The 12,544-nt window shown below is 71.5% G+C and carries 10 protein-coding genes; 2 read left to right on the forward strand and 8 right to left on the reverse strand.

What is annotated here, in order from left to right:
- Positions 1-27 precede the first annotated feature (27 nt).
- Entirely contained in the window at positions 28-960 is a 933-nt protein-coding gene (locus Aiant_RS15005; protein ID WP_189336803.1) for a bifunctional riboflavin kinase/FAD synthetase, read from the reverse strand.
- 91 nt (positions 961-1,051) lie between these two features.
- Between Aiant_RS15005 and Aiant_RS15010 the strand changes: the two genes are divergently transcribed.
- Both Aiant_RS15010 and Aiant_RS15015 read left to right on the forward strand, forming a co-directional pair.
- On the forward strand, positions 1,052-3,790 hold the full coding sequence (locus Aiant_RS15010) for an ATP-binding response regulator (RefSeq protein WP_189336804.1): 2,739 nt from the start codon (positions 1,052-1,054) through the stop codon (positions 3,788-3,790).
- Positions 3,787-4,179 (forward strand): response regulator, encoded by a 393-nt coding sequence (locus Aiant_RS15015; RefSeq protein WP_189336805.1) that lies wholly within the window; start codon positions 3,787-3,789, stop codon positions 4,177-4,179. The genes Aiant_RS15010 and Aiant_RS15015 overlap by 4 nt, the downstream gene beginning before the upstream one ends.
- Position 4,180: 1 nt before the next feature.
- Here Aiant_RS15015 and truB read toward each other — a convergent pair whose 3' ends face one another.
- The 7 genes from truB to Aiant_RS15050 form a co-directional block, all read right to left on the reverse strand.
- Positions 4,181-5,026 (reverse strand): tRNA pseudouridine(55) synthase TruB, encoded by an 846-nt coding sequence (gene truB, locus Aiant_RS15020; protein ID WP_229831478.1) that lies wholly within the window; start codon positions 5,024-5,026, stop codon positions 4,181-4,183.
- A 395-nt stretch (positions 5,027-5,421) separates the two neighbouring features.
- Positions 5,422-6,663 carry an IS256 family transposase gene (locus Aiant_RS15025; RefSeq protein WP_212847090.1) on the reverse strand — a complete coding sequence of 414 codons (1,242 nt, stop codon included), beginning with the start codon at positions 6,661-6,663 and terminating at the stop codon, positions 5,422-5,424.
- A 1,145-nt stretch (positions 6,664-7,808) separates the two neighbouring features.
- The gene (locus Aiant_RS15030; RefSeq protein WP_189328907.1) at positions 7,809-9,101 is read right to left on the reverse strand and encodes an MATE family efflux transporter; all 1,293 of its coding nucleotides are present in this window, start codon (positions 9,099-9,101) and stop codon (positions 7,809-7,811) included.
- Positions 9,102-9,568: 467 nt separating this feature from the next.
- A complete protein-coding gene (locus tag Aiant_RS15035) occupies positions 9,569-10,588 on the reverse strand; it encodes a DHH family phosphoesterase (protein ID WP_189328906.1) in 1,020 nt (339 codons plus the stop codon).
- On the reverse strand, positions 10,585-11,058 hold the full coding sequence (rbfA, locus tag Aiant_RS15040; RefSeq protein WP_189328905.1) for a 30S ribosome-binding factor RbfA: 474 nt from the start codon (positions 11,056-11,058) through the stop codon (positions 10,585-10,587). The genes Aiant_RS15035 and rbfA overlap by 4 nt, the downstream gene beginning before the upstream one ends.
- Positions 11,059-11,152: 94 nt before the next feature.
- Entirely contained in the window at positions 11,153-11,446 is a 294-nt protein-coding gene (locus Aiant_RS15045) for a DUF503 domain-containing protein (RefSeq protein WP_189328904.1), read from the reverse strand.
- A gap of 34 nt (positions 11,447-11,480) precedes the next feature.
- On the reverse strand, positions 11,481-12,506 hold the full coding sequence (locus Aiant_RS15050) for a TRM11 family SAM-dependent methyltransferase (protein ID WP_189328903.1): 1,026 nt from the start codon (positions 12,504-12,506) through the stop codon (positions 11,481-11,483).
- Positions 12,507-12,544 lie beyond the last annotated feature (38 nt).

The following is a 12,544-nucleotide window of genomic DNA, read 5'->3' on the forward strand; positions in this document are numbered from 1 at the left end:
AGACGACACAGAAACCCTACCAGGGGGTTATCGCAGCAACACGCGGGTCTCTTCGACGTCGGCCCGGATCTGCGCGACGAGCGGCTCGATGCCGTCGTATGTGCGCTGCTCACGGAGGTGCGCCACGAAGTCGAGGCTGACCCGCTCGCCGTACAGGTCACCCGAGAAGTCGAGAGCGTACGCCTCCACCCGGCGCTCCCGCCCGGAGAACGTGGGATTGGTGCCGATCGACACGCTGGCCGCCCAGCGACCGGCGTTCTCACCGCTGCGGGTGAGCCACGCGGCATAGACGCCGTCGGCCGGCACCGCCGCGTATCGATGGGTCATCAGATTGGCGGTCGGGAAGCCCAGCTCCCGCCCGCGCTGGTCACCGCGGACCACCACGCCGTCGAGCCGGTGCGGGCGGCCCAGCGCCGCGGCCGCGGCGTGCACGTCCCCGGCGTCGACGCAACTGCGGATGTACGTCGAGCTGAAGACCACCCCGTCCGCCGACACCAGCGGCGCCTCCTCGACGGTGAAGCCGAACGTCCGCCCGAGGCTCTCCAGCAGCGGCACGTCCCCGGCCGCCTTGTGCCCGAACCGGAAGTTGTCACCGACCACCACGTCGGCGGCGTGCAGTTTCTCCACCAGCACGTCGTGCACGAACTCGTTCGGGTCGAGCTGGGAGAACGCCGGGGTGAACGGGACCACGCAGAGCGCGTCCACCCCGAGCTGCTCGATCAGCTCGGCCTTGCGCACCGGCTCGGTGAGCACCGCCGGGTGCGAGCCCGGGCGCACCACCTCGGCCGGATGCGGATCGAAGGTCAGCACCACCGACTGCAAGCCCATGTCCCGGGCGCGCTTCACCGCGTGCCCGATGATCGCCTGGTGCCCGCGGTGCACGCCGTCGAAGACGCCGATGGTCACAACGGACCGGCCCCAGCCACCGGGAACCGATTCCAATCCCCGCCACCGCTGCATCGAAAAGCTCCTCAGCCTCGTCGTCAGGGCCTAGCGTATCGATCGCGTATCCCACCTGTGACGCGCCCGGATCGGTACGATTGACACCGATATGAGCGTCGAGTGGACCCGCCTCGTCCTGCTCGCCGCGGAGATCACCTTCGCGGTGCTCTTCCTGCGCGCGCTGCTCGGCCACCTCCGCTCCCGGGACCCGCTGCAACGCGACGTGACCCTGGTGTTCGCGCCGTGTGCGCTGGTCTTCGGGCTCGACGTGCTGTGGCAGACCATCGGCGACCGACCGGCCTGGACCGGGGCGGTGACCGCCGTGCCGCTGATGGCCCAGCCCTACCTGACGATGCGCCTGGCCGCCCGGCTCCGGCGGGTCACGCCGCTGGTGAGGCTCGCCACGCTGGGCGGCTTCGTGCTGCTGGCCGTCCCGCTCGCGGTGCTGCCCCGCCCGCTGCCGCTTCCGCTGATCACCGCCGCGGTGACCTACTTCCTGGCCGCCGAGATGGCCGCCGCCGCGCTGCTGTTCGACAAGGCCCGCACCCGCACCGGCGCGAACCGGCTCCGGCTGATGACCGCGGCCGCGGCCACCCTCACCTTCGGCGTGATGATCATGACGATCGGCGCGGCGACCGGCGGGCACCAGGGCCTGCGCGCCGCCAGCCGGGTGCTGGCCCTGCTCAGCGGTCTCGGTTACCTGATCGCGTTCGCGCCGCCGCGCTGGCTGCGCCGGCTCTCCTCGGCCGCCGCCGCGCAGTCGATCACCGAGCGGATGCTGCGGGCGCCGGCCGAGTCGCCGGAGCAGATCTGGCAGGCGTACACCGACATCATGCGGGTGCAGACCGGCGCCGACGCGGTCGCGGTGCTGCTGCCCCGCGCGGACGGTTCGCTGGAGCAGGCCGCGTACGCCGGTCCGCCGCTCGACCTGCCGGACGAGCCGATCGCCGCCGACCCGGCCGGGCTGATCCGCCGCGGCCGCCCGGCCCGGCTGCGCGAGGGCGACCCGGCGCTGCTCCGGCACTTCGGTGACGACCTGCGCGACGACTTCGTCACCGTGCTGCGGATGCCGGTGCCGCCCGACGTCGAGGGCTGGGTGCTGCTGCTCAACCGGTACCGCAACCTGTTCAGCGACGACGACCTGAGCCTGCTGGCCGAACTCGGCGGGCAGGCCGGGCTGCTCGCCGAACGGCAGGCCGCGATGGTCCGCGAGCGCCGGCTGGCCACCGAGCTGAGCAACTCGGTCGACGCGCTGACCCGGGCGAACGAGGCGAAGAGCAACTTCCTGGCGAACATGAGCCACGAGTTGCGTACCCCGCTCAACGCGATCATCGGGTTCAGCGACCTGATGCGCCTGGAGGAGCCGGAGGGCGACCGCCGCCGGGTGCCGGCCGACTGGGTCGACCACATCCACGGCAGCGGCCGGCACCTGCTCGGGCTGATCAACGACATCCTGGACCTGGCCAAGGTCGAGGCCGGCCGGATGGACCTGCGGGTCACCCCGGTCCGGGTGGACACCGCGATCGAGGAGCTGCTCACCGGGCTGGCCCCGCTCTTCGCCGACAAGCGGCTGACCGTGATGACCGAGCTGGCCCCGGTGACCGCGCTCGCCGACCGGCTCCGGCTGCGGCAGATCGTGGAGAACCTGCTGTCCAACGCGATCAAGTTCACCCCGTCCGAGGGCACCATCTCGATCACCGTGACCGGGTCGGACACCGACGTGACGGTGACCGTCGCGGACACCGGGGTGGGCATCGCCGACGCCGACGCGGAACGCGTCTTCGAGGAGTTTCAGCAGGTCGGCGATCCGGACCGGCACCGGGCCGGCACCGGCCTGGGCCTGGCACTGACCCGCCGGCTGGTCGAGGCCCAGCGCGGCGAGATCACCCTGCGCTCCGCTCCGGGCCAGGGCAGCACCTTTTCGGTACGCCTGCCCGCCGCCCCGGTCGCCCGGTCCAGTGCCGCCGGCGCCGCGAACGCCCCGTACGTCCTGCTCGTCGAGGACGACCCGCACTCGGCCGAGCTGATGCAGACCCAGCTGAGCAACGCCGGTTACCGGGTGGAGGTGGCCGGCACCGGGGAGAGCGGCCTGGCCGTGGCCCGCACGCACAAGCCGGACGCCATCGTCCTGGACGTGGAGCTGCCCGGCATCTCCGGCTGGGAGGTGATCCGCCGGCTCAAGGCGGACGCCGCGCTGGCCACCGTACCGGTCTTCTTCGCCAGCATCCTGGACGAGGCGCCGGCCGGCCTGGCGCTCGGCGCGCACGACTACTTCGTCAAGCCGGTCGACCAGCCGGCCCTGCTCAGCGCCCTGTCCAACGCGATCGCCGCCCGGCCCGCCCCGCGCGTGCTGGTGGTCGACCACGACGACGCGATCCGCCAGGCGATCGAGGACGGCCTGCGGGCCGGCGGCGCCGACGTGGTGGCCTGCGCCGACGGCCGGGACGGCCTGGCCCGCAGCCGGGCGGAGAACTTCGACCTGATCGTCTGCGACATGCAGTCCCCGTCCGCGGACGGCTTCAGCCTGCTCGCCGAACTCGAACAGGACCCGTCCGGACGCCACACCCCGGTGCTCGGGCTGAGCGCGGCGGCCCTGGCCGAACGCGCGCCCGGCGACGCCGCGCCGCTGATCGCCACCGCGATGGCCGGCGGGGTGGTCGCCGAGGCGATGGCCGGCGGCGCCGGATGGGACAGCCTGGCCCCGCTGCTCGGTCACCACCCGGCGGCACACCTGGGGCTCCCGCATCACCCGGCGCATCCGGCGGCCCGGCGGACCGCCGGCGGCGCCCACCCGCCGGCCGGCACCGTCCAGCTCCGCAGCGCCGTCCCGTCCTTGGAGGACCAGTGACACACCGCATCCTTCTGGTGGAGGACGAGGAACTGAACCGGATGCTGGTCAAGGCCGTGCTCTCCCGGGCCGGCGTGGACACGGTCCGCGACGCCGAACTGGTCGACGCCACCACGCTGGCCGAGGCCCGGGACAGCCTGCGCGCCGGCGGCTACGACCTGATCCTGCTCGACCTCAACCTGCCCGACGGCAACGGGCTCAGCCTGGCCCGCGAGCTGAAGACCGGCGAGCCGCCGGCGGACCGCCCGAAACCCGTGGTGGTCGCGGTGACCGCCTCGGTGCTGCCGCAGGATCAGAAGGCCGCGCTGGACGCCGGCTGCGACGACTTCCTGGACAAGCCCTACGCCGCCGCGGACCTGATCGCCACCGTCGCGCGGCACCTCAAATAGGTCACGCCGGCGACAGCACGATCTCCGCCCGGGCCCGGCCGCCCCGCTCGCTCACGATCGCCAGGACCTCACCCGCCTGGTCGAACACCGCGTAGGGCCCGTCGATCCCGACCGTCGCCAGCGGGCCGCCGTGCCGCAGCACCCGGGTCTCCTCCTCGGTCGCCACCCGCTGCGGGAACGCCCGCCGGGCCGCCTCCGCCATCGGCAGGTCGACCACCTCCGGGGCGCGCTCCTCCAGCTGCTCCAGGGTGGACGCCACGTCCAGCGTCATCTCACCGACCGCGGTCCGCCGCAGCGCGGTGAGGTGCCCGCCGACCTGGAGGGCCGCGCCCAGATCCCGGGCGATGGCCCGGATGTAGGTCCCCGACGAGCAGCTCACGTCGACGTCCACGTCGATCACGTCACGACCCTCCGGCCGCCGGATGTCCAGCACGTCGAGCCGGTGCACGGTCACCCGCCGAGCCGGGATCTCCACCGCCTCACCGTCGCGCACCCGCTTGTAGGCCCGCTGCCCGTTGATCTTGATAGCGCTGACCGCGCTCGGCACCTGGTCGATCTCCCCGACCTGCGTCCCCAGCTGGGCCCGGATCGCCTCGTCACGCACCGCGGCGACCGAGGCGGTCGCGGTGACCTCGCCCTCGGCGTCGTCGGTCACGGTCGACTCACCCAGCCGGATGGTCGCGGTGTAACTTTTCGCCGCACCGATCACGTAGGTCAGCAGGCGGGTGGCCCGATTCACCCCGATGATCAGCACCCCGGTCGCCATCGGATCCAGCGTCCCCCCATGCCCGACCCGCCGAGTCCCGGCCAGCCGCCGAATCCGCGCCACCACGTCGTGCGACGTCATCCCCGCCGGCTTGTCCACCACAATCAACCCATCCACCAGGCGAGCCTAGACGCCACCCACCCCACGATCACCGCAGGCCGGTCGCCGCATCTCAAGATCAAATTCAAGGGCTTCCTATACGCGCGTCCGCTGGAGTACGGACCGCATGCTCCCGCGCGGGCCGGGCGCGGAGATCTGGCCGCTGACGCGTCCAAACCAATCTCCGCCCCCTTCAATGCCCGCGCCTGGTCACCGAACCCCCGTCCCCCGTCACCCGACACGTCTCAGCACCCCGAACTCCCCCAGCCCTCAGCCCTCAGCCCTCAGCCCTCAGCCCTCAGCCGCACCATCCCAGCCAGGTCACGTCCGCTGGCGTGGTGTAAGAGTCGGCCATCGCTGATCCGTGTGGGTTGATGCTATGCGGCGATCTCGGCTGGTTCGGGTGCTTCGGTGTCTTGGCTGGTGGTGATGGGTGTGAGGCGGGCTTTGCGGAGTAGGTCCAGGCCCATGTAGCGGCGTCCTTCGACCCATTCGTCGGTTTGTTCGGCGAGTACGGCGCCGACGAGGCGGATGATCGCGGCCCGGTTCGGGAAGATCCCGACGACGTCGGTGCGGCGGCGGATTTCCTTGTTCAGGCGTTCTTGCGGGTTGTTCGACCAGATCTGGCGCCACAGTTCGCGCGGGAATCCGGTGAAGGCGAGCAGGTCGGCTTGGGCGTCGTCGAGGTGTTCGGCGGCGTCAGGGAATTTCTCGGCGATGGTGTCGAGCACGCGGGCGAACTGGGCGTGGACTTCGTCGGTGTCGGGTTGGTCGAAGACGGTGCGGACCAGGGTGGCGACCCAGGGCTGCGCTGTTTTGGGGACTTTGGCGAGCAGGTTGCGCAGGTAGTGGGTGCGGCAGCGTTGCCAGGACGCGCCCGGCAGGGCAGCCCCGATCGCGGAGACCAGGCCGCGGTGGGCGTCGGAGACGACCAGCCGGACCCCGGCCAGACCGCGGGCCGTCAGCGATCGGAGGAAGGCCAGCCAGCCGGCGCCGTCTTCGTCGGAGCTGATCTCCAGGCCGAGGACTTCGCGGCCGCCGTCGGCGTTGACCCCGACCGCGATCAGCGCGTGCACGTTGATCGTGCGGCCGTGCTCGCGGACCTTGATGACCAGGGCGTCGACCCAGACGAACGTGTAGGGGCCGGCGTCGAGCGGGCGTTGGCGGAACGCTTCGACCTGGGCGTCGAGATGGCGGGCCATCTCGCTGACCTGGCTTTTGGACAGCTGCTTGATGCCGAGTTGCTCGACCAGTTTCTCGACCCGGCGGGTGGAGACGCCGAGCAGGTAGCTGGTCGCGACGACGCTGACGAGGGCTTGTTCGGCGCGGCGGCGGTGTTGCAGTAGCCAGTCCGGGAAGTAGGAGCCTTGCCGCAGTTTGGGGATGGCCAGTTCGACGGTGCCGGCGCGGGTGTCCCAGTCGCGGTGGCGGTAGCCGTTACGGGAGTTGGTGCGCTCATCGCTGCGTTCGCCGTACTCGGCGCCACACAGCGCGTCGACTTCGGCGGACATCAGCACGTCAGCGAAGGTTTTCACCATCGCCCGCAGCAGATCAGGGCTCGCCGATTGAAGATGCTCGCGCAACAGGTTCGCGACGTTCAGACTCGGTTCTGCGGCCATCGCAGGTCTCTCCTTCGTGATCTTCAGACAATCCGAAGGATCTGCGATGGCCGCCTTCATACACCGGGAAAGACCAGGTCATACACCACTTCGGTGGACGTGACCCCCAGCCACCGCCCAGCCCCCACGAAGTCGCCCCCAGTCCCCAGCCGCAGGCGACAGCCCAACGTTCGCAGGCGTGTCCCCCGACCCCGCCTCATCCACACCCCCGCACCGTCCAAACCCGCCCGCCAAGCCCCTCAAACTCACCGCCCCGGCCCACGCCCAAACCCGAGCTGGCCCTCACCGCCCTATCCCGTAGCCCGATAGGGCCCTGAGCACCAGCCCGAGACCGCCCAGCTGGCCCTGGTAGCCCTAACCGCGAATCGGATAGGGCGCTGAGCACCAGCCGCACTGTCCGGCTGGCCCTGGTAGCCCTAACCGCGAATCGGATAGGGCGCTGAGCACCAGCCGGAGACCGTCCGGCTGGCACTGGTAGCCCTAACCGGGAATGGCATAGGGCGCTGAGCACCAGCCCGAGACCGTCCAGCTGGCCCTGGCAGCCCTATTCGCGAATCGGATAGGGCCCTGAGCACCAGCCGGTGATCGTCCGGCTGGCGCTGGTAGCCCTATCCCGTGACCCGATAGGGCCCTGAGCACCAGCCCGAGACCGTCCAGCTGGCACTGGTGGCCCTACCCGCGAATCGGATAGGGCGCTGAGCACCAGCCGGACTGTCCGGCTGGCCCTGGTGGCCCTGACCGGGAATGGCATAGGGCGCTGAGCACCAGCCCGAGACCGCCCGGCTGGTGCTGGTGGCCCCATCCGGCAATCGGATAGGGCGCTGAGCACCAGCCCGAGAGTGTCCGGCTGGTGCTGGTGGCCCTACCCGCGAATCGGATAGGGCGCTGAGCACCAGCCGGAGACTGTCGGGCTGGCGCTGGTGGCCCTATCCGGGGATGGGATAGGGCGCTGGGCGCCAGCTGGGGGTTGATCTCCGGAACCACCCGCGGACAGTGAAGGAGGCAGCGATCGGTTTGGACGCGCCAGCGGCCAGATCGCTGCCTCCGGCCCGCGCGGGAGCATGCGATCCGCACCCCAGCGGACCCGCGTATATGAAGATCTTGAAGTCCTGAGCGGATCGAGACCGCGCGGCGGCCCGAGCGGGTCAGCGGGTCGCGCCGACAACCGCCCAGCGTGGCGAGCGCCACCGGGAGACAGTGGCCGCCAGGCGGGCGAAGGTGAACAGCGCCAGACCCGCCCAGACCCCGCCGAGGCCGAGATCGAGGGCGTAGGCCAGCCAGATCATCGGGAGGAAACCCAGGAGGGCGGCCAGGATCGTGGTGGTGCGCAGATACGCCACGTCGCCTGCGCCGATCAGGACGCCGTCCAGGGCGTAGACCACGCCGGCGAACGGGAGGAGCGCGACGAACCACGGCCAGACGATCGCGGCCTGGTCGAGGACCGAGGGGTCGTCGGTGAACAGCGCGGGGATCACCGAGGCGCCCGCGCCGACCAGCGCCGCGAAGACGACCGCGGCCACCCCGCCGGCGATGGTCACCCGGCGGGCCACGTCCCGGGCCTGGTCCGCGTCGCCGGCCCCGAGCGCCGCGCCGACCAGCGACTGCGCGGCGATGGCGACCGCGTCCAGGGCGAGCGCGGCGAAGAACCAGAGTTGCAGCGCGATCTGGTGCGCACCGACCGCGGCCACCCCGAAGCGGGACGCCACCGCGGTGGCCGACAGGAAGCACGCCTGGAACGCCGCGCCGCGGATCAGCAGGTCCCGGCCGAGCACCACCTGCCGGACGATCACCGACGGCGCCGGGCGCAGCCGCCGGGTCTCCCGGACCAGTGCCAGCAGGAACAGCCCGCCGCCGGCCGACTGCGCGGTCACGTTGGCGATGGCCGACCCGGTCAGGCCGAGCCCGAGCGGATAGACCAGCAGCGGGCAGAGGATCGCCGAGAGCACGTTGGCGCCGAGCACGATGAACAGCGGCCGGCGGGTGTCCTGCACGCCGCGCATCCAGCCGTTGCCGGCGGCGGCGAGCAGCAGCCCGGGCACGCCGAGCGCGGCGATCCGCAACCAGCCGGCGGCCGCGTCCGCGGTCTCCGGGTTGCCGGCCAGCGCGTGCGCCAGCGGGCCGGCCAGGAGAACGCCGAGCAGGCCGAGCGTCAGGCCGACCCCGAGGGCCAGCCAGGACGCCTGGACGCCCTCGGCGACGGCGGCCGGGCGGTCACCCGCGCCGAAGCGGCGGGCGGCGCGTCCGGTCGTCCCGTACGCCATCAGCGTCCCGAACCAGACCGCGACCGACATCACGGTGCCACCGACGGCGACCGCGGCCAGCGGGACCGGCCCGAGATGGCCGACCACCGCGGTGTCCACCAGAACGTAGAGCGGCTCGGCGGCGAGCACCACGAGGGCGGGCAGGGCGAGCTTGGCGATCTGGGCGGACTGGCTCATGGTCTCCCATGATGCCCGCCCAGAGGTAAGGGTTACAACACCGGTCGGTGCCTTACACCGACCGAGCTCTCACTGACGCGTGTCCAGCGAGGTCTGCAGCGCGCGGCGCGCCTGCTCGCGGGCGTCTTCGGAGGGCTGGGGCTTCGGCTTGGCAGCCATGAGAGGTTCCTTCCACGGTGTGGTTTGGGCGCTCGCGCCTGCGGAGCGCCCGGAAGCGGTCGAGCGGGGCGTCACTGGCCGGTCCGGGATCGCCGAACACATGGCAGAGGTGACGCGACCCGGGGCGGTGGACCCGGGCGGCTCGCGGTCTCACGGGAGGCGGAGGTGTCAGCCGCGCAAAACCAAATCACCGTTCAGCACTCAAACTAACGTTCAGTCAGTGCCCCGCACCGGGGGATCCCGGGATCCGAGACGAAAAGAAGGGGGCCACCCTTTCGGATGACCCCCGGTGAGCTGTTGAAACAGCGTCAATTCCGATAATCGTCAAGAAGCCGACGCACGGTGTCCACCACGTCGCTCGGCTCCCCAAATCCGGTGAAACCGGCCGCCAGACGGTGACCCCCGCCACCCTGAGAGATGGCCAGACGGCTCACGTCGACCGCGCCCTTGCTGCGCAGCGACACCGCCCACTCCCCCTCGGCGACCTGTTTCACCAGCACCGTCACGTCGGCCTCGGCGACCGAGCGGACCGGGTCGATCAGGGTGTCCAGCACGTAGGGCGGCTGCTCGTGCCGGTCCAGGTCGGCCAGCGTGGCGTAGGTCCAGACGAGGCCGAGCCCGCCGGCCGCGGCCGGCTCCAGCACCGCCCGGCCGAGCACCTCGCCGGCCAGTTTCATCGCGCCGAACGGCCGGGTGTCGAAGATCCGGCGGGAGATGTCACCCGGCCGCAGCCCGGTGGCGATCAGCCGGGCGGCCAACTCGTGCACCGCCACCGTGGTCGCGTCGAACTTGAACGACCCGGTGTCGGTGGCCAGCGCCACGTAGAAGCACTCGGCGATCTCCGCGTCCAGCGGCACCCCGAGCCGGGCGATCAGCTGCTCGGCGAGCACCGAGGTGGCCGCCGCGCGCGGGTCGACCAGGCGGATCGTGCCGAACCCGGTGTTCGACGCGTGGTGGTCGAGGACCACGCTGACCGGCGCGGCCGCGACCCGGGCGGCCAGGCCGCCCAGCCGTGACTCACTGGCCACGTCGAAGACCAGGACCAGATCCGGCTCGTCGAACGCCTCGTGCTCCGGCACCAGCAGATCCATGCCGGGCAGGTCCGCATAGGGCGTCGGGACCCGGAACTCGCCGGGGAAGGTGGCCCGCACCCGGGTGTGCCCGAGGCGGCGCAGCCCGAGACCGAACCCGAGCATGCTGCCCAGCGCGTCCCCGTCCGGGCTGACATGACAGATCAGCTGGATCTCGGCCGCACCGCCGAGCGCGCGGACCGCCGCGACGGCGGCGTCCCACTGCTCGGCGGCGGGCCCGATAGACGGCAGCGTCACCCGAGGTCCTCGCGGGCACCCACCCGCTCGGCCTCGTCGTCGTCCTCGTCGTCCGGCTCCTCGGACTTGTACGGATCCGGGTCACCGGCGTATTTCTTGCCCGCCGCGAGCCGCTGGACCTCCTCGTCCCGGTGCCGCGCGGCGGCCAGCAGGTCGTCGATCTCCTTCACGTTGTCCTGCACGCTGTCGAGCTTGAACGCCAGGCTCGGCGAGTGCCGCAGCCCCAGCGCGTGCCCGACCCGGCTGCGCAGCATGCCCTTGGCGCTCTCCAGCGCCGCCGCCGTGGAGGACTGCTCGGTCGCGTCGCCCAGCACGGTGTAGAAGACGGTCGCCTCCCGGAGGTCACCGGTGATCCGGGCGTCCGTGACCGTCACCATGCCCAAACGGGGATCCTTGATCTCCCGCACCAGCGAGGCCACCAGCTCACGGACACGCTCAGCGTGCCGACGCGTCTTGGCCGGATCTGACATCTCGCCCACCTCCGACTGTGTAACCCGCGGGTCAACGTTGCCCCCGCCCAACTTGGTGAAGCGTACCCAGGCGCTATGACAGAACCACCATGCGTCAGTCGTCGTCGCCGTAGAGACGGCGCTTGACCGACAACAACTCGGTCTCCGGGCGCCCGGCCACCTGATTCTCACAGGTGTCGATCACGGCGCGCGCCTGTGCCGGATCGGGTGCCACCACGGCCACCCCGATCTGTGCCCGGCCGTGCAGGTCGTGGAAGCCCACCTCGGCGACGCTGACCTCGAACTTCTTGAGCATCGCGATGATCGGGCGAACGTACGAACGCTTCTGCTTCAGCGAGCGGGAGTCACCGGGCAGAAGCAGGTCGAAGACTGCGGTCTCGGTATACATCAGCGAGCAAGGCTACGCCCCGTTCCGCCGCTGGTCAGCCCCTTTTCCGCGCGACCACGACGTCGCGCTCGATGCCCTGGTCGACCCGGTGCGACAGGTCCGCGTGCTCGACGATCTCCAGACCGGCGGCGAGCAGGATGTCCTCGGCCAGCTCGCGCCGGGCCACCTTGGTGTTCCAGGACAGGCCGATCGCGCCGCCGGGACGCAGCAGCGGCAGCCACTCCGGCACGGCCCGCTCCAGCAGGTCCAGCGGGCGGCGGGAGATCCCACCGGCGTCGTCGTAGGAGCCGTGGGCCACCCCGTACGGCAGGTCGGCCACCAGCACGTCCGCCACGTTGCCCCGGATCAGCCCGTCCAGCGCCGTGGTGTCGGCGTGCAGCACGGTCACCCTCTGCACCGCGCCGGCCTTGTGGTCGTCCTTGCTGGCGGCCAGGGTCACCTCCAGGCGGCGGGCGGCCCGGCGGCCCTGCCGGCGCATCGGCACCAGCTCGGCGGTGTGCTTGAGCCGCTTGCGCTTGAGCCAGGTCTGCAGGAACAGCTTGTACGCCTCCACGTCCTTCCCGTCGATCTCCACGCCGAGCGCGTCGTAGCCGTACATCAGCGCCTGGTTGAGCGTGGTGCCCCGCCCGCACAGCGGGTCGAGCACGGTGAGCTGGCCGTCCAGCATCCGGTCCGCGGAGGCCGACGCGAGCAGCGTGAGGTTCAGCACCAGCTTGGTGAACTGCTCGTTGGTCTTGCCCGCGTACTTCGGGATGGTGATCAGGTCGCTGTCGTAACGCGCCAGCGGGCTCAGGCCCACCGGCCGCAGCAGGTCACCCTCGACCAGTTCGAACAGGGCGTAGGCGGCGGACAGGTTGGAGAGGTAGGCGATGTCCCGCGCACTCAGGTCGGCGGTGAACGTCAGGTATTCCACACCGCCGATCGCGGCCGTCCCGATCTCCGCCGGCGGGCCGGAGAGCACCGGGGCGAACGCGGCCAGCTCCGCCTGGGACATGCGGGACGCCTGGTCGGCGTAGACGCGGTTGGCGGACGGGGCGAGCAGCATGGCGTAGCGGGACATGCCCCCAATCCTCCCAGCGCGGAAAAGCAGCGGCCCCG

This window comes from Actinoplanes ianthinogenes, from assembly GCF_018324205.1.
Lineage (GTDB): Bacteria > Actinomycetota > Actinomycetes > Mycobacteriales > Micromonosporaceae > Actinoplanes > Actinoplanes ianthinogenes.

Coding starts and splice junctions, on each gene's coding strand:
- Aiant_RS15005 (WP_189336803.1), bottom strand. CDS start 960: ATGCAGCGGTGGCGGGGATTGGAATCGGTTCCCGGTGGCTGGGGCCGG.
- Aiant_RS15010 (WP_189336804.1), top strand. CDS start 1,052: ATGAGCGTCGAGTGGACCCGCCTCGTCCTGCTCGCCGCGGAGATCACC.
- truB (WP_229831478.1), bottom strand. CDS start 5,026: ATGACGTCGCACGACGTGGTGGCGCGGATTCGGCGGCTGGCCGGGACT.
- Aiant_RS15025 (WP_212847090.1), bottom strand. CDS start 6,663: ATGGCCGCAGAACCGAGTCTGAACGTCGCGAACCTGTTGCGCGAGCAT.
- Aiant_RS15030 (WP_189328907.1), bottom strand. CDS start 9,101: ATGAGCCAGTCCGCCCAGATCGCCAAGCTCGCCCTGCCCGCCCTCGTG.
- rbfA (WP_189328905.1), bottom strand. CDS start 11,058: ATGTCAGATCCGGCCAAGACGCGTCGGCACGCTGAGCGTGTCCGTGAG.
- Aiant_RS15045 (WP_189328904.1), bottom strand. CDS start 11,446: ATGTATACCGAGACCGCAGTCTTCGACCTGCTTCTGCCCGGTGACTCC.
- Aiant_RS15050 (WP_189328903.1), bottom strand. CDS start 12,506: ATGTCCCGCTACGCCATGCTGCTCGCCCCGTCCGCCAACCGCGTCTAC.